Source organism: Falsibacillus pallidus (assembly GCF_003350505.1).
GTDB lineage: Bacteria > Bacillota > Bacilli > Bacillales > DSM-25281 > Falsibacillus > Falsibacillus pallidus.
This window is the reverse complement of sequence record NZ_QQAY01000019.1, coordinates 1-20931: the sequence shown is the minus strand read 5'-3', so window position 1 is coordinate 20931 and position 20931 is coordinate 1. Positions and strand designations below refer to the sequence as shown.

Genomic DNA, 20931 nt, shown 5'->3' with positions numbered 1-20931 from the left:
GAAAGTTGTGAAATAAATGGATGTGGGTAGAAGCGATCAAGTCTCATCATTCCTCATGTTTTTCTTGATACACTCCATCCAGATTGGAGTGGGAATATTAGGATTTGAACGAGCCATTATTTTGCAAGCAGGAAATGATGCATGGATGGTCGTCATTATTGCAGGTCTCCTATTCAATGGCGTCATTTGGATGATGTATGCACTGTTGAAAAATGACCAATCGGACCTGGCTGACTTGCATAGAAACTATTTTGGGAAATGGGTTGGCGGTTTTTTGACCTTGATTTGGTCAGCCTACTGGTTCGCCATGGGAATTACAGTCATTCGTACATATATGGAAGTCGTTCAAACGTGGATGTTCAAAGAAATCAGCGTGTTCTTTTTTTCATTAATCTTGGTCCTTCTTGTTTATTATGGATTATCTGGAGGCTTCCGGATCGTTGCAGGAATTTGCTTTTTAGGGGTTGTCGTCCCATTTTATTTAATTTTAACTTTCATTTTTCCATTTAAATATGCTCATTTTCATAACTTGCTGCCCATTTTCAATCATTCCATTAATCAAATGCTCATGGGTACGAAAAATATGACGTTAAGCTATTTGGGGATCTCCACTTTCATGATGTTCTATCCGTATATCAAGGATCCGGAAAAGTCGCAAAAATGGGCTCATTTCGGAAATTTCCTTACCATGTTCATTTATTTATTTGTCATCATCACTGCTATTGCGTATTACAGCGAAGCACAAATTGTAAAACAGATATGGGCAACCCTTTATATGTGGAAGATTGTCAGCATGCCATTTGTGGAAAGGTTCGAATATATCGGCATCACATCATGGGTGCTGGTCATTCTTCCAAATGTATGTTTATCCCTATGGGCAGCTGTTAATGGAAGTGCGAAGATATTTAAAATCAGTCCCAAAATCATGCTTTTTATATTTATGCTTCTTGCCCTTATTTGCTGCACATTGTTAAATGGGAAAAATCAGATTGAACTCTTGAATAAGTATCTTTCACTGGCAGGTTTGATATTGATCAGCATGTATCTTCCTGTACTTCTTATCATTACGAAAATCATTGCGAAAGTTAGGAGGGGGCGGTCATTAAAAAGTGGTTCATAGTCTTTCTAATCGTAAGTGGGCTCCTTTCTGGCTGTATGAAGATAAAACAAAAAACGCTCGATGATGTTCAGATGGCTACGGCAGTTGGCTACGATTATGTAGATGAGAATTCGATTGAAGTGACAGCGGTTGCCCCTAACTATCAGCCTGATAAAAAAGTAATCAACGAAGTATACTCTGCGGTCGGTGAGCTTAGCAAAGAAGTGCGGAATAAAGTAAATGAACAATCGGAAAAACCATTTGTCAGTGGAAAGATACAACTCGCACTCTATAGTAGAAAACTAGCCGAAAAAGGGATTATCGAAGTCATCGATACGCTGCAGCGGGACCCGAGTGTTGGTGCAAGCGTCTTATTGGCGGTTGTAGACGGCAGCTGTAAAGAGCTATTAAATATCCAATACGGAAATAGTGATAACGGAATTTATCTTTCCAATTTAATCGAGCAAAACGAAGATATGGGCATCATCCCTATGTCCAACCTTCATACTTTTCTATATTCTTACTATTCAGAAGGAAAAGATCCCTTTTTGCCTATGATGGCACTTAAAGATGGAAGAGCAAGCTTAGCCGGCCTTGCGTTCTTCAATAAAGATAAAATGGTCGATACCTTTAATGGACAGGACGTCTTCATATTCAAAAGCTTGTTGGAGAATAGTGAAACGGACGGATCCATAGAGGTAAAACTGCAGTCAAAAGACAAATATGCCTCCCTTGCCAATATTCAATCATCAAGATCAATTTCTATTCCCAGCCCCATGACGACCAAACAAATAACCATATCCGTTAAGATCAAGTCCGTACTAAGAGAAACCTCCGGCAAAAATCTAACACCGAAAAAAGTAAAGAATATCGAGAAAATGGCAGAAAAGGAATTTGAAAAAAGAGCAGAAAAACTAATCAAAAGATTCCAAAGTGAAAACATTGATCCCTTGGGAATTGGAGAAGAGACAAGGACTAGCACACGGCATTGGAATTATGATCAATGGAAAACGATATACCCAGAAATTCCAATCAAAGTCAAAGCGGATATCAGAATCCTGGAAACGGGTGTAATAGATTGATGTATTGAGTACCATTGCATGAGTAGTTTTATTTAAAAAAACGAAAACCAAGTCCGAATCTATATGCGGACTTGGTTTTTTTATATCAGATACATATATTTCTTAATTGCACTGCCTCTGTAAAGACTATCCTGATACCCCTCTCTTGCCCAGTATGCGGGTGAGCCATCTTCTTTTTAGTCAGCATAATATTATATTATTAATTCGATTTCTTACAAAATACACAAAAACCATTTTATGTAAATAATACTCATAATTTGTAGTATAATGTAACTATTACAAATTTTGGAGTGTTCTATTAATATGGCTTATACAATTCCCGAAAGCATACGTTCTACAGCAACAGCCGGAGAACGGCTCCTATTCCGTACATTAAAGACATATCTTCCAGAGGACTTTATCGTATATTACGAACCCGAAATCCACGGGAAGCGGCCGGATTTTGTCATAATCGGCCCTGATTTGGGGTTGATTGTACTAGAGGTTAAAGATTATACCAAGAATACGATATTACAAATCAATCATGATGAATGGCTTTTGCATACGTCTACAGGCTCCCAAACAGCAGTGAAGAGTCCGCTTAAGCAAGCAAGGGAGTATGTTTTCCATATTGCAGACTTCTTGAAGAAAGATAAGAATTTAATAAATCTTGAAGGTAAATATAAATATCAACTAAAATTCCCTTTTGGCTTTGGAGCCGTATTTACTCGCCTCACCCAAAAAGACTTTATAGAAAATGATTTATATTCGGTTATTGAACCATCCTTTTGTTTGACCCGTGATGAAATTGATCCAGAGAAGGAAGGGTTCTCCGAAGAAATTCTAATTGAGAAGATATTAAATATGTTTTCTGTACCTTATCGGCTAAGGGAGCCGTTAACCAAAGGTGAGATTGATACAATTAGGTTTCATCTCTTTCCGGAGGTCAGAATCAGCGCCGAGTTTAAACAGCCTGTCCCTTATCAAGATCAGCTGCTGTTGTCTCTGCATGACATTCGCACAATGGATTTGCACCAGGAAAATCTGGCGAAGCAGATTGGGGATAAGAATCGTTTAATACGAGGAGTGGCTGGAAGCGGGAAAACACTTATTCTTTCAAGCAGGGCCAAAATATTGGCGAAAGAACAGCCGGATTGGAAGATACTGATTCTTTGCTATAATATATCACTTTCTCGAAACATTGAACAAATGATCTTTCACATGATGAATGAACCGGACAATCTATTTGACTTCGATTTTTCAAAGGAAGATGCAGTCAAGAAACAGCACAATATTATCGTCAGAAATTTTCATTCATGGCTCAAAAACGATCTCAAAATAACAGAGGGCAATATCCCAGGAGTTTTGGAGAAAATCAAGAATGGAGAAGCGATCCTTCCGAAGTACGATGCGATTTTAATAGATGAAGGGCAGGATTTTGAAGCATCTTGGTTTGAACTGGTCAGCAGTCTATTGAATCCAGATACAAAATCTCTTCTGCTTGTAGAGGACCGTGCCCAAACGATCTATAAACGAAAAAGATCCTATCTTCAAGATACCGGGTTGAGCTTCCAGGGAAGATCCAAGGTGCTAAATATCAATTATAGAAACACAGCTCAAATTGTTAAGTTTGCTTGGGATTTCTATAAGACCAACTCTTCACTAAAATACAAAGTCGTAAACAAAGAATTTGAAGGAGAAATCATTGCTCCTCAAAGTACCCGTAGAAGAGGGGTGGAGCCTGCGATTATCAAGAAGGACAATTTCTTTCAAGAGGCCCAGCTGGTGGCCAAACAAATATCAAGGCTGCATAAAGAAAAAAATGTCCCTCTGTCAGAGGTTCTTATTCTGTATCGGATAAAAAAATCGTATCATACAAGCTATATTGATATTCTTCAAAAAGCATTGAAAGAACAAGGAATAGAGTACTTTTGGCTAACTGAAAATAATGATAGTAAGAGGAACTTTGATAAAGACGATGATCGTGTGAAAATCAGTACGATCGATAGCAGCAAGGGGCTGGATTTTCAAGCCGTGTTTATTGTAAATATCGATAACATGCCTTTCGCCCTGGAAGAAGATGTGGAGAGAGAAGTTTCACTATTATATATCGGGATGACAAGAGCGAAGGAATATTTATGTCTATCCTATTCCGGCGAATCTGAATTCACCAAATACTTTGAGGGGCTGCTTATAGAGAGGCAGAGCGGAAAGACGGATGAGAAGAGTGGGTGAGGTCCTGTTTCTGTTACCAGTTCCCGATGGAAAGAATCATAGAGAAGAAGAGGTGAAATGAATAGTGAATTTTGCACTAGCTACCCTCAAGGACGTTGATTGTCTGAATAAAGGAGATTAGAGGGATCAAACGGATTGAAGGGAGCGGCGAATGGGATGTAATTTCCTCATTCGAGAATTGGTTTGCATTATGTAATAGTGGATTCCTAGGGACGCATTGTTTCTAGGGATTTTTTATAGCAAGAAATTAATTAATAATAATTCTAAACCATTATTAAATGATAGAATTGTAGATAATAATACAAATACTAGGAGGTCAATATCTTGCCAACTTACAACAAATTAGTCAGAGATAAGATCCCACAAATCATTGAAAAGACGGGGAAGGAATTTTCTACAGAAATTCTGAATGAGCACGATTACATAAAATATTTGAAAGAAAAAAGTTATGAGGAGCTGGATGAGTATTGCGCAGCTAAAACGGATGGAGATGCCGTGGAAGAGCTGGCGGATCTTTTAGAGATTATTCATGCTTTGGCTAACCATCATGGCTCATCCATCGATGATCTGGAGAAGGTACGAAAGGAAAAAGCGGAGAAGCGCGGAGGTTTTGATGAGAAGATTTTTTTAATTGAGGTTGAGGATTGATTTTATGAGTTCTATTCAGTTAATCACTACCGGGTTGGGATTAGAGCTACAAGAAAAGATCCGATCTGGGAAGACCATTTATATCATTACATCTTTCTCCATGAAATCAGGTGTCGAATTGTTGAAGTATTCTTTACGTTTTGCTGCAGAACAAGGAGCGGATATTAAGATCCTAACGGGTGATTATTTATATATTACTCAGCCCGAAGCACTGAATAGTTTACTGTCCATTCACCCATCAATAGAGGTTCGGTTGTGGAAGAGTAAGGGAGTCAGTTTTCACCCAAAGGCATATCTGATTGAAACAACTGAACACGATCATTTCTTTATTGGGTCTTCTAACTTGTCTGCTTCCGCTATGGGGAAGGGGGTTGAATGGAACGTTCTTATAGAAGACGATAAGAAGATTTTTGAAGAAGGATCCGAGGAGTTTGTCAGCTTATTTTATCATGATCAAACCACCCCTTTGAATGCTGAAAGTCTTTTAGAATATGAAATGAATTATAGGGGCTTTCATCAGAAGCATACTAACATTGGGAAAGTATGGACTGAAAAGGAAGAAGTAGATTTGATGCTTCCTACCGAGGAAAAGCAGGTACAGGAAAACTATGTATTAGAGAATCCTGCTGCCTATGGGGAAATTGCACCCCGGTTTGCTCAAATAGAAGCTTTGGAAGAATTAGAGAAAACACAAGAGGAAGGCTACCGTAAAGCGTTGGTAGTCATGGCAACTGGCCTGGGAAAAACCTATTTGGCTGCTTTCTTTGCGAAACGATTTAAGAGAATTCTCTTTGTTGCACACCGTGAAGAAATTTTGAAGCAGGCAGAAAAATCGTTTAAGAATGTCATACCTGATTTAACAACAGGACTTTATAACGGCACCATAAAAGACGGAGCGGCAGATGCCGTATTCGCTTCTATCTTTACACTTAGTATGCAGAAGCATATCAAACGGTTTTCTCCAAATGACTTTGACCTTGTTATTATTGACGAGTTTCATCATGCAGCGGCTAACACCTATCAAAAAGTATTGAATTATTTTCAGCCTCAATTCTTGCTGGGCATAACGGCTACTCCAGATCGAAATGACAACCGTGATATTTATGGAATCTGTGAAGGAAACCTTGCCTATTGTATCGATTTTCTACATGCAATCGGTCATGGATGGTTGTCTCCGTTTAATTATTATGGAGTATACGATGATACGGATTATTCGCAAATTACATGGCTGGGGACGAGATATGATGAACAAGAGCTTCTATCGGTACAATTAAAGAAGAGCTATGCGAATAAAATTATTGGGGCTTGGGAAAAGCATAAACAAACGAAGTCGTTAGTGTTCTGTTCTTCCATCCATCAAGCTGAGTTTTTATCTGGGTTTTTTAACGAACGAGGAAATCGAACGGTAGCCCTTACATCAAAACCAACTGGAATTAGTAGATCTCAAGTCATTACCATGCTGGAAGAAGGAGAGCTTGATGCTATATTCACAGTTGATTTATTTAATGAAGGTGTAGATATTCCTTCTGTAGACACCCTACTCTTTGTGCGCCCAACAGAATCGTTAACCGTATTCACCCAGCAAGTAGGACGTGGTCTCAGATTACATGAGAACAAAAATCACTGTGTAATTATCGACTTAATCGGAAATTATCGTAATGCTGACATTAAGATATCACTGTTTGATCATGGAGAGAAAAAAGGGAAGGGAACTAGTATTATTCCAACTACTCCAGAGTCATGCTCATTGTATTTGGAAACAAGAGTGGTTGATCTACTGACGGAGATGGCCCGTAAAAAGCAGCCCAGAAAAGATGCTCTTAGGGATGCATATTTTGAGCTTAAATATGAACTTGGAAGAAGACCGAGTTATTTAGAGCTTCATTTGCTTGGGAGAATGGGAGCAAAAGCTTACTATGATGAATGGAAGTCGTATCATCGTTTTCTATTTGAGAATGGGGAATTCGATGAGGTAAAGCAAGAGGTATATGAACAGTATAAAAACTGGTTCAAAGAAGTTGAAAAGACTGGGATGAGTAGAAGTTATAAGATGGTGTTATTAGAGGGTATGCTGGAAAGAGGACCAGCAGATTGGTATAAGCCGATAACTGCTACAGAGGTTGCTCCATACTTCCACTTTTATTTAACCAGTGAAAAATACAGAAAACGCATTGACTTCTCCGGTAAGTCTCATAAGCAAATGTGGGATTATGATGAAAAGAAGGTTTCGGGTTTGATTGCTAAGATGCCAATGAGTAAGTGGAGCGGCAGTTCGAAAGGACTTATTTCCTTTGAGAATGGGTTATTTGATGTGCAGTTAGAGGTTCCTGAGCGGTTTGAGACGATTGTTTATGAGTTTACAAGAGAAATATGTGAGTATAGGTTGCATTCTTATTTTCAGAGGAAAGTGACGAACGAAGAAACATTAATGTAAGTTTTTTATTTATATAATTTAAGAATGTAAAAGGAAAAAGCCGTACCCATAGAGCGGGTACGGCTTTCTCCATCACAAAATATTCTTATTAGCTCTAGGTACCAAATAGGACGGCATTTCTTCTTCCAGTTCCCAAACGAAACTCATGGGCTTGTTTCCGGAATGTTTAATGTAGTTGGCGGTTCCTAGGAATACAAACGGGGAGGGAATGCTGCCAATTTCCTTTTTATATTCCCGGACAAATAAAGCGATTTTTCCATCGTTTTGACGATGATGTATATATCGCTGCCCCGTTGGACTATCCTCACTTACTTTACTTTGGGTCTCCCAATGAAATAACTTCTCGTTAATTGCATAATCCTCATATAGTGTTGAAGGAGAAAAGTCTTTTTCAGATTTGTTTAATGTGATAAAGAAAATATCTAGGTTTTTTTCTTTAAAGTATTTTACCCCTTCGCGAAAGGCAGGGCTTTGTTTTTCATTAAAGTAGTCAAATCCCGCCATGATTTGTGCAGTTGAATATTTACTATGAACTTGAAGTGGGCAAGGGAATGAAAAGTCCGGCTTTAATTCGATTGTTTCTAAAGATTGATAAAGCACATCAAGAATCTGGTGAATTTCTTCTGTAAATCTTGAACTTTCGAGTACTCTTTCTATACCATCTCGAATCGAACGGAGTCCTTCTTTTTCCGGATGCGCTTGGTAAAAAGAGTAGTAAAACATGTTGAGCATAAGTTCTTCTTCTGTTCCAGAAACTTCTCGTTGTTCAATAAAATTCATTAGAAACGATAATAGTTTTTTTGAATTCAGATGAAAGAGATTAGGGAGTCGACTTGTTATCCACTTTTCATTTTCCTCATGAAAGTTTTCTTTGATCCCAGCTTCTACTAATAGCCTTTGGAAGCTTCTATTTTTATTTCCTCCGTAAAATTCGTAGACGTTGAGGTGGTAATGAGCTAAAAAATTTCTTAACGTGACTGTTTGGCCAGTATCCTGTTCAAAAGTAGCGAGTTTAGCTACTAAATTTCCTTTTGTATTAGCACTTGCTTTAATATTTCGTAGGATATATTCCTTCGCTTGTTTTTCCAGTTGAATAAAACAGCCTTTCGGAAGATTGAAAAAGCCATTCTCTACATAGTATTGAACCGAATGCTTTGATTTTCCAATAAGTGATCGTAACTTTTCTTCATAGGAGTAATTCCTGTGAGCCTGGCCGACAAAGTCGAGCACGGTTAAGCATTCCTTTTCTTCCGATAAGCGTAGCCCGCGACCTAACTGCTGAAGAAATACCGTTAAACTTTCGGTTGGACGTAAAAAGAGGACAGTATTTATTTCAGGAATATCAACACCCTCATTATATAAGTCGACTACAAAGATGAATGTAAGCTCTCCTGATATAAGTAAACGCTTGGCATCTAATCGAACCTCTTTGTCTGAATCCCCATGTAAAGCAATTGCTGGAATACCCGATCGGTTAAAAAAATCAGCCATGTATTGAGCATGTGCAATCGATACACAGAATCCTATTCCCTTAACGTCTTTCATATCTGTGACATACTTGTTAACACTTTGTATAATTTGGGAGCTTCTCAAGTTATTAGACGTATATACATTTTCTAATTGTCTTGTATCATATCCACCTCTAGACCATTTGAGATTAGAGAGATCGACTGTATCGGTAACACAAAAATATTGAAAGGGACTTAACAGTTTTTGATTAATGGCCTCTGTTAGTCTCATTTCAGCAGCAATATGATCATCAAAGTATGGCAGAATGCTCTTGCCATCCATCCGTTCAGGTGTTGCTGTCAAACCTAATAGAATGCGAGGTTGGTAGTGACTGAGTAATTTTTGATAAGAGTCTGCAGCAGCATGATGAAATTCATCTACAATGATGAAATCATAATATCTACTTTCCGTATGAGCATAAAGCTGCTTGCTGTTAAAGCTTTGAATACTAACAAATAAGTGATCTAAGGAAGATGGTTGTTGGTTTCCTACAAGCATATTTCCGAAATTAGGGTCTCTTAAAATAGCGCGAAAGGTATTTATGCTTTGGTGTAAAATTTCTTCCCTGTGTGCTACAAACAAGAGTTTTGCCTGTCCACCGCTTGCTTTTCGGAATTGCTTGTAATCAAAAGCAGAAATAACAGTTTTTCCTACCCCAGTAGCAGCTACTAATAGATTTTTGTATCGGTGATGTACTTCTCTTTCCGCCTGAAGTTTCTCTAAAATTTCTTTTTGATAGTAATAAGGATGAATATTAAATAAATACTGTACAGAGCTTTCTGCCACTTCACTTCGTTCAAGAGCTAGACGGAGTGTTTGGTTATCTTCTTCACTTTCTCGATTGAATTCCTTGAATTCTTTATCATTCCAATAACTTTCAAACGTTGCTTCACATTTTTTTAATACATCGAAGGAATCCTTTTCAGTGATTTTTAAATTCCATTCTAACCCTGATGTAAGGGCCGGATTAGATAGATTAGAGGAACCAATGTAAGCAGTACTAAATCCAGTATCTCTTTTAAATAAATAAGCCTTTGCATGAAGACGTGTCCGCGCTACATCATACGATATGCGAATTTCAGTGTTTGGTAGCTTACTAAGTTCGTGAATGGCTTTAAAATCAGTTGCTTCCATATATGAGGTAGTGATAATCCTAAGTTTTCCACCGCGTTCTGTGAAGGTTTTTAGTTCGTCTAGAATAATGCGGAGTCCGCTCCATTTAATAAAGGACACGAGCATTTCAATTGAATCGGAGGAGAGAATCTCTTTTTTTAGCTCACCTAACATGTTTGGTTCATAGCTGGACCCAGTGAACAAAGAGCTCTCGGAGATTGGAGTGACTGGACGAATCACCTCTTGTTTTTGAAAACTTCGGACTGAATTGATCCGAGAGTAAATATGGGTTAAGACTTCGCCTTCTTCAGCAATTTTTAAAGCGTGAAATTCTTGCTGATCCAGTTTTTTACTTAACAGTTGAATAATTTCATTGCATGTTTCAATTTGTTTAAGGAGGGCATCTTGATCATCTTTCCCTTGAGTTCGCACATGTTTTAAAGCTTTTCTAGTTACAGAACTTATATAAGCCGACAATACTTTGCGTGCTTCTTCAACATCTAAAGGAGTGCGACCGATGTCAATATGCACATCTGCATTTAACAATTCTTCTTGTATTTTTTGAGTGATGATTTCCTCATAAATTCCTTGCTTTAACATTCGAGCGACACCTCTTTCAATTTTGGATTTATTTGGTATTAGTTTAGCATAAAGCGGGACGCGGGGACAGGTTTGGTGTCCCGTTGAGCTACGTTGGCGAATGGGGTGAGGGACGAGGAACCTGTCCCTATGTCCCACAGCACATCGCAACACCTCCATTTTTATTATCTCAGTTCCCTTAAGGGTATAATGATGGCAATTACAACGAACATTGCTTGCGGGAAGCAAGGAGCGGAGGCGATTCTTTGTCTAAGTCGGTTTGTATTGTTGGTGCGGGTGTGGGTGGTTTGACGGCTGCTGCCTATTTAGCGAAAGAAGGGTATAAGGTGACGGTCCTTGAGAAAGCAGCGACTGTTGGAGGTTCAGCGGGGTGGTATGTTCGTAAGGGCCGGAAGTTTCCGACAGGCGCAACGATTGCGTTCGGCTTGGAGGAAAGTGGCTTGTTGAGGACCTTATTGAAGGAACTGGATATCGATCTGCCCGCAGAAGAACTGCTGCATCCCATGGATGTTATTTTGCCGGAATGGAAGGTTTCGATCGTAAAAAGTCCGGCGTTGTGGGCACAGGAACTGAAGGAAGCGTTTCATTCGAGAAGCGGTGATGTGGCAAGGTTTTGGGAAGCTCTTCAACGGATAAGTGATGATGTCCTGGCTGTGACAGAAAGCAAGGTTTCTTTGCCCGTCAGGAAGCGACATGACTTGGGAAGCTTGCCTCTTCATGCCGTACTGCATCCAAGATCGATGGTCCGCTTGGCTCGATATTCGCTGTATACAGTGGAAGATCTCATGAGGAAATATCATCTTGACTCGTATGAGCCGCTGCGTCAACTGTTGAATGCCCAGCTTCTTGATGCTGTACAGACGGATGTCAGGGAGGCAGCCTTGCTTCCATCCAGTCTCGCTCTGACGATTTATCGAAGAGGCAGTTTTTTTATCGAAAAGGGGATGTGCCAGCTGGCAAAAGCACTGGCGCATCGCATTAAAGAGCTCGGCGGCGAGATTGTGAAAGTGTCTCCGCTTGAAAGTCTCATATATGAAGAAAGCCGGAAACAATGGAATGTGGCAAGTCGTAAATGTACGTCTTCCTTCGATTTTGTGATCAACAATTCAGGAATCTCTTTTGGGGAGGGAACGAGCTATGAGAGCGAGGACGAGTTTTCCTGGGGAGCCTTTAGGGTCGATGCCATTTTGTCTGAAGAAGGGTTGAGAGAGTCATTAAAGGAAATGAAATGGCCTTTCGCTTATCAAATCGTGCCGAGTCTGGATTCTCCCTCTCTTAGGGCAAACACCCATGGACCTGTTTATGTCACCTTCAATCATTCTGTTGATCGAAAAGGTGAATGGGTTGAAGGGGAAGTGATGATGACGGTCTCGCTGCATACGAATTTAGAGAAGTGGTCGAAATATACAGAGGATGAGTACAAGCGAATCAAAGAGCAGGTGACAGAAGAGATTCTCACGGAGATCGGGAAGGTCATCCCGGTAAAAGAAAACCTGCTGTTTGCAGAAGCGGGCACTCCCCTAACTTATGAGCGCTATATCGGAAAAAGGGCAGTCGGGGGCTATCCGCTGACCGTTCGAAATGCTATCACCAAACCGAAAAGTGTCCGGTCTTCACTGCCGCAGCTGTACATTGTAGGCGAACAGGTCTTTCCGGGACCGGGAACGTTATCTTCGGCGCTCAGCGGCTATTATGCAGCTAGGAGTATTATGAAAGATCATAAATGAAGGTGGGACGGGGGGACAGTTTTGGTGTCCCAGAGCGGAGTGGGATGCGGAGACAGGTTTGCTGTCCCAGAAAGTTTAAAGAAATCTTCATGTGTGGATGGTTAATAAGAATGATTTTAGTAGAGTTGAATATATAGATTTTTCTGAATTTTTCACGACTTGTCCCCATGAATTAGGATATTTATGGTAAAATAGAAGGACAATAAAAAGAAAGTGATTTGAGCTATGCTATTAAATGCAGCTACAGGATTATCGAACAATATTTTCCGGGAGGTGTATTATGGTGGCAGGAATCAAATTAAAATCAAGGTATAGATATATTATCAAAAGGACTCCGGATGGGCATGCTATAACCAGGAGTGATACTATGCTTGAAGATATTAAACGGTTTGATGATGCTTTTCCAGACGGTGTATTTGCATACCCTGCACCACCAGAAGCTCCAAAAGTGAAAATAAGAGCATTGGACAACTATTGTAAAAAGCATGGAGTGGAACCAAAAGATTTAACTGAAGAAGAAATGAAACAGTTCCTTGTATACTAAGAAGTCCCTGAATGATTAGGGGCTTTTTATTTTGGGTTCTTACTTTAGTATTTTTTCAATTAAGGAAAGGCCGTGAGTTATTTTGGGACTCGGGGACAGGTTTAGTGTCCCGGTCAGCTGTTGTGGCTGGGCTAAACGAATCTATCAAAAATAGGATAAGAATCATCGTCAGCACACCCATAAAGAAGGGTTATCCACTATTTTGTGGAATATTAGATAGTAGAATGCCTAACGATCCTTATCTATTCATATCCGAATCTCTACATACTTCATGAAATGTCGACCCCTACTACACCTATGCTTCCTCTCCATGATTTAAAAATGAAAAAAGATGTGTTGTTGAAACATCTTTTCAATCCACTTACGTTTCTTTCTATTATCCTTTGGCTGTAAAACAAAAAAGCTCCCTGTCGATATCAATTTTCATGGCGTGGAGTTCATCATGAATGGCCCCTGCATATTAAAACATGACCCCAGCACATTCACCTGTTCCTTTTAGAGCGGGCGAGGGTATAAGATAAGTCCAAAGGGTATAGACTTGATGCATTGGAAAAATTTTCAGAGCAAATTGATCATAGTAAGATTTCGAAACAGGAGGGACAGTAACCATTGAAAAATAAAACGGTAGTTATCATTGGAGGCGGACTAGGCGGGGTGTCGGCTGCCATTTCACTTGCACAGGCGGGATACGATGTCTCCTTATATGAAAAAAACAATCACATTGGTGGAAAGTTGAACCGGCTGGATCAAGATGGCTTTGGTTTTGATCTTGGCCCCTCCATCCTGACGATGCCGCAGATTTTTGAGAAGTTGTTTGCGGCCAGCGGAAAATCGATGAAGGATTATGTCCCGATTGAAAAGCTGAATCATCAATGGCGCTCCTTTTTCCCCGATGGAAATATCATAGACTTATATGAAGATATGAACGACATGCAAGAGAAGAACGCCTCTCTCAGTCAAAAGGACATCCGCGAATATCAAAGTCTGCTGGATTATTCCAAAACTCTATATGATATGACGGATAAAACTTTATTTAAGCATGGTGTTGATTCGACGAGAGAAATGATGAAGCATACGAGTTTCTTCGCTGCCTTAAAGAACTTTGACCTGTTTTCGACAGTGCATAGATCCCTCGATAAGCGAATCAGTAATGAGCAGTTTCGCGATATGCTTTCCTATTTTATCAAGTACGTGGGCTCGTCGCCTTACGATGCGCCGGCCGTGATGAATATGATGATCTACATGCAGCATGAACAGGGCGTATGGTATGTTCCAGGCGGTTTGCACAAGCTCGCGGACGGCCTTGTGAAGCTGGCAGAAGAAGTAGGGGTTGCCATTCACCTTGGAAAACCAATCGTCAAACTTGAAAAGAAGGATGGCGAGATTACCGGAGCCCTTTTGGAAGACGGGACACGGATTACGGCAGATTACTATGTTTCCAATATGGAAGTCATACCGGTTTACGAGCGGCTGCTGGAGGAAGACAGCCATTATATTAAAAAATTAAAAAAGAAATTCGAACCGGCGAGTTCCGGTCTCGTCATGCATCTGGGTGTGAAGAAGAGCTACCCGCAGCTGCGCCACCATAATTTCTTTTTCGCCGAAAATATGAAAGAGCAAATGCAATCGATTTTCCACCGACGTGAACTGCCGGAAGACCCGGTCATCTATCTGGTCAATGTGAATAAGACCGATCCGACGCAGGCACCTGCAGGACATGAAAATATCAAGGTGCTCCCTCATATTCCTTTCATCCGGGATGAAAATCCGTATACTCAAGCCGAATATGAACAATTCGCTGAGCGGGTCCTGATCAAATTGGAGAGAATGGGCCTTGAAGGCTTGCGGGACAATCTTGTCACCAGGGATATGTGGACACCGGAAGATATCAGGCGCACGTATGGCTCCGACCGCGGTGCGATTTATGGGACCGTGTCAGACAAGAAGAAGAATAAAGGGTTCAAGCATCCGAAACAGAGTGAAAGGTATGACAACCTCTATTTTGTCGGGGGAACGGTGAACCCCGGGGGCGGCATGCCGATGGTTACTCTAAGCGGGCAGCTTGTGGGCGAGAAAATTGTTGAGAGGGATTCAGCCCATGCCTGAAGATGATCGTGCTTTTCTAGAGGCATTGCCGGTCAAACAGAGGGAGGATCTATTTTCCTCAGGGCTGCCTTCAAAAGAAGCACGCATCAAACGGCTTCATCAGTTGAAATCGGTCCTTTTGGAGAATGAAGGGGCCTTCATGGAGGCACTTCATTCCGATTTAGGGAAGCCTGCATTCGAGGCATTTTCATCTGAATTCGCTGTTCTATTGAATGAAATCGATCATGTCTGCAAGCATCTGGGAAAATGGAGTCGGCCGGTTTCGTCCCATCATCTGAAAATGGGCTATGTGGAAAGGGTCAAGAGGAAGAGGCATCCATACGGGAGTGTACTCATCATCGGTTCGTGGAATTATCCCCTCCAGCTCACCTTGATGCCGGCAATCGGTGCCATCGCCGCCGGAAACCGTTGTGTGATCAAGCCTTCCGAACATGCACCGGCAACGGCGCAGCTGCTGAAAGAAGTCATGAATCACACCTTTTCTACGGAACAATTACACGTTGTGACAGGTGACGCACAGACCGCGCATTTTTTGACCTCAAGCTCTTTTGACCTGATTTTCTTTACGGGAAGCGGGCAAACAGGAAAGAGAGTGGCAGAGCAGGCAGCCAAACAGCTCACCCCGGTGATCCTGGAGCTCGGCGGGAAAAACCCCTGCGTCATCGGGGAAACAGGCTTTTCAAAAGCCGCCATCAGGGAAATCGTCTGGGGGAAATTCCTTAATGCGGGGCAAACCTGTATTGCACCGGACACCCTTTTTGTCCATCAGTCCATTTATGAAAAAACGCTGACTGAACTTTCTGCATCGATTCTCGCTTTCTACGGGGATCGACCACAGGAAAGCCGTGATTATGGCCGGATTTGCCACGATGCCCATTTTGAGAAGGTGGTCAAGTTGATGGGGCAGGGAAAAGTCAGGCATGGAGGTACGCATGATCGAAATCATTTGTTCATTGCCCCGTCTGTAGTGACGGATATGGAACCGGGAAGCTCGATCTTGCAGGAAGAAATTTTCGGACCGGTCCTGCCTGTTATTCCTTTTAGCGATTTTGACACATTGTTATCCAGCCGGATGATCCAGCGAGATGCGCTTACAGGGTATATTTTTAGTAAAAATAGGGACGAAATCCTGCTGTTCCAGGAGCACATGCAGTCACCAACCATCAGCGTCAATCAGGTGATCCACCATGCCGCGAGTCCCCTTATCGCATTTGGAGGGAAGGGGAGAAGCGGATACGGTGCTTATCACGGGAAGGCTGGTTTTCTCGCTTTCAGCTATGAGAAAACCGATTTCAGAGCGTATCACTACCTTCATCTTCAGCAAAAGTACCCGCCGTATTCGGATCAAAATTTGAAAGTATTGAAAAAGATAAGAAAGTGGCTATTTTAATAGGAAATCTTTGAACAGAATGGTGTAAGGGGTTTTGTCATGATCGTATCACTGCCTGTCAATTGGATCATTATCATTGATGTGTTTGCCTGGACATTCTTTCATCTCGCCATATCGGCTATTTGCTTAAAAATGCCTTTTTCATGGTTTTTGAAAGACCATTTCTGGTTTCAGACTTTCTCCTTCGAACAATCGGGAAAATTGTGGCAGCGTTTATTCCGGGTGAAGACGTGGAAGGGATTGATTCTGGATGGCACGATTTTTTTAAAAAAAGGCTACAGTAAAAAGGGTTTGCATGGAACGAAGTCGAGGGACTTGATGGTATTTGCCGCGGAAACGAAACGCGCGGAATTAACTCATTGGCTCTCCATTCTCCCTGCACCGCTGTTCTTCATATGGAATCCAGTATGGGCAGGATGGGTGATGATCTTGTATGCCATTGTCTTCAACCTTCCGATTATCGTTGTTCAACGATACAATCGCGGGCGTATATCGGCCATTACGGCAGGGACTCGGGGCGCAATGAAGAAGAAACTTGTATCGAAATGAGGGAATGTATATGAGTAAGAAGGTTATTGTCGTTGGTGCAGGTGTCGCGGGGCTTGCCAGTGCCATAAGACTTCAGCACGCGGGGTACCAGGTGGAGCTATATGAGAAGGGATCCAGGCCAGGAGGCAAAATGAATCGAATTGAACTCGACGGCTACACATTTGATTTGGGGCCAAGTATCGTCATGATGCCGGAACTGTATCGGGAAATATTCGAATTATGCGGCCGTGATCCGGATGAGTATATTCCGATGGAAAAGTTGGATCCGATCTACCGGGCTTATTTCAGTGATATGCCCGACAAGCCTTTTGATATCTCTTCAGACCTCATACAAATGACAAAGGTAATAGAATCCATCAGCGAAGAAGATACGGAAGGATTTTTTCTATATCTGAATGAAATTTACAAACGTTATGTCATCGCGAAGCAGCACATTCTGCAAAGACCTTTCCGCAAGAGATCTGATTTCTATAATTTCCCCCTGTTGAAGAAAGTGTTGAAAATGAAACCTTACGACACGGCAGACAAATTCATGGGGAAATTCATCAAGAATGAACGGCTGAAGCAGTTAATCAGCTTCCAAACGTTGTACATAGGCATCTCCCCTCTTAAAAGTCCATCTTTCTATACGATGATCCCGATGATTCAATTTTTATATGGAGTATGGTTCATAAAAGGCGGCATGTATACGATGGCCTTAGCCATGGAGAGGCTCTTTAAGGAACTTGGAGGAACCATTCACTATGGCAAGGACGTCCAGGAAATATCCATTCACAACCGAAAGGCAGACGGGATTATCGTGGACGGCAAGAAAGCCCCTGCCGATTATGTGGTCTGTAATGCAGACTTCCCATATGCCATGAAACACCTGGTAAAGGACAAGGCTTCTAAAGGGAGGTTTACAGATAAGAAGATCGACAGCATGCAATACTCCTGTTCCTGTTTCCTGATGTATCTCGGTATGGACAGAAAATATGAAGAAATCGATCAAGTACATACGTTTATTTTTAACGAAAAGCTCAATCAGAACTTGGAGGATATTTTTGACGGGAAAAAATTGACGAATGCCTCCTTTTATGTGTACATCGCTTCAAAAGCGGATCCATCCCTTGCGCCAGAAGGGAAGGACGGTCTGTACATTCTGATGCCTGTTTCGAATGTTGCAGCAGCCGACTATGAATGGAACGAGGATACCGTTTCCTATTATCGAAGCTACATTTTAAATGAATTAAAGAAGATCCGCGGCTTTGAAAATATTGAAGATGAAATTGTCACCGAAACGTATACCACACCACTGGATTTCGAGTCGAAATTCAACGCCTATCGCGGGGCCACATTCGGCTTGCAGCCAACGCTGGATCAAAGCAACCACAAACGTCCGCAAAGCAAGTCAAGCCATTGTGAGAATTTGTATTTCACCGGAAGCAGTACACATCCCGGTGCCGGTGTCCCGATCGTGCTGTTATCAGCTAGGATCACCGCACAGGAGCTGATCCAGGATGATACAGGCAATGTGTACGATTATTCAGCTGACATAAAGGGTGGACGGGGATTGTCACATTTCTGAATTCACCCGTAGAGGAAGGAGGCAGGTAAAATGACAGCTTCAGAAGTGATAAATCTCATCCTGGGTTTACTGGGGTTTGCGATTGCCATCCTCTTGTTCTGGTCCTTGCCGGTCCCAGGTTTCACCTCCAGAAATACGGACCGCTTGCCATTTCTGTCCATCATTATCCCTGCCAGGAATGAAGAAGGCAGGATCACCCCACTATTGCAGTCATTGCAGGAACAGCGGTACAAGTCATTTGAAATTCTGGTAGTGGATGATGATTCAACTGATAATACCGTGGCGCTCGCAGAAAGCTACGGGGCGAGGGTCCTGCAGAATAAAGGGATAGGATCAGGAAAATCGTCTGCCTGCTGGCTCGGTGCGAAGGAGGCAAAAGGGGACTGGCTGCTATTCCTGGATGCCGATACGAAATTCACCAGTGTGGATGGACTGCGTAATCTCTTGCATTTCTACCAGAGGAAAGGAGCCAGGGGGATTCTGGCATTGCAGCCTTATCACACAGTGAAGCATTTGTATGAACATCTCTCTATTGTATTTAATATCATCGTCGTGGTGGGGATGAATCTATTTACCGCCTGGGGATCACGGTTCAAAGCCGCCGGCTCGTTCGGTCCGTGTCTTCTATGTAATCGAGACGACTACTTTTTATCCGGTGGGCACCAAAAAATCGAGGGTGCCATCATGGACGATCTGGCGCTGGGACAGGCATTTCTTGATCAAAACCTTCCCGTTCGCTGCCTTGGCGGCAGAGGGACCATTTCGTTTCGCATGTATCCGGAAGGCCTGGGAAGCCTTATCGAAGGCTGGTGCAAAAGTTTTGCCATTGGTTCCAAGTCCACTCATCCAATCGTCATGCTGATGGTCATTCTCTGGATTACCGGCAGCTTAACAACCGCAAGTGCATTGATTTCTTCGATTATTGACGCAAGTGCCGCCGCTATGATCATTAATGGGGCATTGTATATCCTTTATGCAGTTCAAACGGCATGGTTTGCGCGCAGGGTCGGCAATTTCAAATGGGTGTATTTCCCCTTTTACCCGTTGTTCTTTTTATTCTTCGCAGGGATTTTCCTCTACTCTTTTGTTCGGGTGAATGTTTTTCATTCAGTGAAATGGAAGGGGCGCAAAATAAAGGTTTAGTGTGGGACGGGGGGACGAAGGGACAGGTTTAGTGTCCCAGTGAGCGGTGGATGTTTTAGTGTTGATAATGGGGAGTGTGTGGCGGGACGAGGAACCTGTCCCTATGTCCCAATTCCAATAAAATGAGCCAGTCTCCCTGTGGTGTTGCAGCAGGGGGCTGGCTTTGTTATTTAGGGTTTTTTATAGTTTGAATCATGGTGGGAGGGAACGAAGAGTAGGTATAAGGTAATCGTGATAACTTTGTATAGAGGAATGACGATTACCTTTAGCTCGATTCTCAAGGGTGAACACCCATTTATCAATATCAATGATTCTTGTGTTCAGATAATGAAAGTTTGGTTCAGAACGTTGGTTGCCTACTTTTAACGTAGCTATGATATCCCTGGTTAACTCTCAATCAAAAAGGAAGCCCTAGAACGGTCCATTTGATTCCATGGTACAATTATAAAAAAAGGGCCGGGCTGCCTGTCTAGGTGGCTCGCTCATATGATAAAAACAATACAGTAGAGGTGTCCCATATGATGAGCTGGAAGGTGAAGAGCTTTACAGAACTATCAACCCACGAGCTATACGAAATTTTACAAGTAAGGACCGAGGTCTTTGTGGTCGAACAGGAATGTCCCTACCTGGAGGTCGATGGGAAAGATCTGCACGCCCATCATCTATATAAGGAAGAAAACGGTGAGGTGGCTGCCTATGCCAGACTTTTGCCGGCAGGTGTATCATACAAAGAACCGTCCATCGGGAGAGTCCTCGTGAAGGAAAAATACCGTGGGAGAGGGTTCGCAAGCGAGCTGGTGAAAAGAGGATTGGCTTTCATTCATGATGAGTGGGGGGAACAAAAGGTGAAAATCCAGGCACAGGAATATTTACGGGAGTTCTACGGGTCATTTGGATTCAAGGCGATAACGGAAACATATCTGGAAGATGGGATTCCGCATATCGATATGATATTGCAGGACCATACAAATTAACACATGCCAAACAATCCCGGGGGTGGGACGGGGGGACAGGTTTGGTGTCCCAGTGAGCGGTGGGATGTTGAGTAGTTGAGGTAGTTGATAAGGAGCGGCAGTGGTGGGACGAGGAACCTGTCCCCATAGCCGTCAAGTTAACAAGAAAAAATAGGTACGTAAACCAGTGATAGTAAGAAAACCCTATGACTATTCAAAATTTTTCCATATATAGACGACTTGAATGAAAGCT

The 20931-nt window shown here is 42.0% G+C and carries 14 protein-coding genes; 13 read left to right on the top strand and 1 reads right to left on the bottom strand.

What is annotated here, in order from left to right:
• Nucleotides 1–16 precede the first annotated feature (16 nt).
• From DFR59_RS17765 to DFR59_RS17745, 5 genes are all read left to right on the top strand, one after another.
• Nucleotides 17–1120 (top strand): GerAB/ArcD/ProY family transporter, encoded by a 1104-nt coding sequence (locus DFR59_RS17765; RefSeq protein ID WP_114747014.1) that lies wholly within the window; start codon nucleotides 17–19, stop codon nucleotides 1118–1120.
• Between the two features lie 35 nt (nucleotides 1121–1155).
• Nucleotides 1156–2181, top strand: a complete 1026-nt coding sequence (locus DFR59_RS17760) for a Ger(x)C family spore germination protein (protein WP_114747013.1) — start codon at nucleotides 1156–1158, stop codon at nucleotides 2179–2181.
• A gap of 303 nt (nucleotides 2182–2484) precedes the next feature.
• Nucleotides 2485–4395 carry a 3'-5' exonuclease gene (locus DFR59_RS17755; protein WP_114747012.1) on the top strand — a complete coding sequence of 637 codons (1911 nt, stop codon included), beginning with the start codon at nucleotides 2485–2487 and terminating at the stop codon, nucleotides 4393–4395.
• Between the two features lie 324 nt (nucleotides 4396–4719).
• Nucleotides 4720–5043, top strand: a complete 324-nt coding sequence (locus DFR59_RS17750) for a nucleoside triphosphate pyrophosphohydrolase (protein ID WP_114747011.1) — start codon at nucleotides 4720–4722, stop codon at nucleotides 5041–5043.
• 4 nt (nucleotides 5044–5047) lie between these two features.
• Entirely contained in the window at nucleotides 5048–7477 is a 2430-nt protein-coding gene (locus tag DFR59_RS17745; protein WP_114747010.1) for a DEAD/DEAH box helicase family protein, read from the top strand.
• A 72-nt stretch (nucleotides 7478–7549) separates the two neighbouring features.
• Here DFR59_RS17745 and DFR59_RS17740 read toward each other — a convergent pair whose 3' ends face one another.
• Nucleotides 7550–10699 (bottom strand): DEAD/DEAH box helicase, encoded by a 3150-nt coding sequence (locus DFR59_RS17740; RefSeq protein WP_114747009.1) that lies wholly within the window; start codon nucleotides 10697–10699, stop codon nucleotides 7550–7552.
• Between the two features lie 245 nt (nucleotides 10700–10944).
• Between DFR59_RS17740 and DFR59_RS17735 the strand changes: the two genes are divergently transcribed.
• The 8 genes from DFR59_RS17735 (at nucleotide 10945) to DFR59_RS17700 (ending at nucleotide 20699) form a co-directional block, all read left to right on the top strand.
• Nucleotides 10945–12426 carry a phytoene desaturase family protein gene (locus tag DFR59_RS17735; RefSeq protein ID WP_158538434.1) on the top strand — a complete coding sequence of 494 codons (1482 nt, stop codon included), beginning with the start codon at nucleotides 10945–10947 and terminating at the stop codon, nucleotides 12424–12426.
• 280 nt (nucleotides 12427–12706) lie between these two features.
• Entirely contained in the window at nucleotides 12707–12970 is a 264-nt protein-coding gene (locus DFR59_RS17730) for a hypothetical protein (RefSeq protein WP_114747007.1), read from the top strand.
• 609 nt (nucleotides 12971–13579) lie between these two features.
• Nucleotides 13580–15076 carry a phytoene desaturase family protein gene (locus DFR59_RS17725; RefSeq protein ID WP_114747006.1) on the top strand — a complete coding sequence of 499 codons (1497 nt, stop codon included), beginning with the start codon at nucleotides 13580–13582 and terminating at the stop codon, nucleotides 15074–15076.
• Nucleotides 15069–16466, top strand: a complete 1398-nt coding sequence (locus DFR59_RS17720) for an aldehyde dehydrogenase family protein (RefSeq protein WP_114747005.1) — start codon at nucleotides 15069–15071, stop codon at nucleotides 16464–16466. Before DFR59_RS17725 ends, DFR59_RS17720 begins: the two co-directional genes overlap by 8 nt.
• 39 nt (nucleotides 16467–16505) lie before the next feature.
• Nucleotides 16506–17015: a glycosyl-4,4'-diaponeurosporenoate acyltransferase CrtO family protein gene (locus DFR59_RS17715; RefSeq protein WP_114747004.1), complete on the top strand. Its 510-nt coding sequence runs from the start codon at nucleotides 16506–16508 to the stop codon at nucleotides 17013–17015.
• A 10-nt stretch (nucleotides 17016–17025) separates the two neighbouring features.
• Nucleotides 17026–18582: a phytoene desaturase family protein gene (locus tag DFR59_RS17710; protein ID WP_114747003.1), complete on the top strand. Its 1557-nt coding sequence runs from the start codon at nucleotides 17026–17028 to the stop codon at nucleotides 18580–18582.
• A gap of 30 nt (nucleotides 18583–18612) precedes the next feature.
• Nucleotides 18613–19725: a glycosyltransferase family 2 protein gene (locus DFR59_RS17705; RefSeq protein ID WP_114747002.1), complete on the top strand. Its 1113-nt coding sequence runs from the start codon at nucleotides 18613–18615 to the stop codon at nucleotides 19723–19725.
• 521 nt (nucleotides 19726–20246) lie between these two features.
• Nucleotides 20247–20699 (top strand): GNAT family N-acetyltransferase, encoded by a 453-nt coding sequence (locus DFR59_RS17700; RefSeq protein ID WP_114747055.1) that lies wholly within the window; start codon nucleotides 20247–20249, stop codon nucleotides 20697–20699.
• Nucleotides 20700–20931 lie beyond the last annotated feature (232 nt).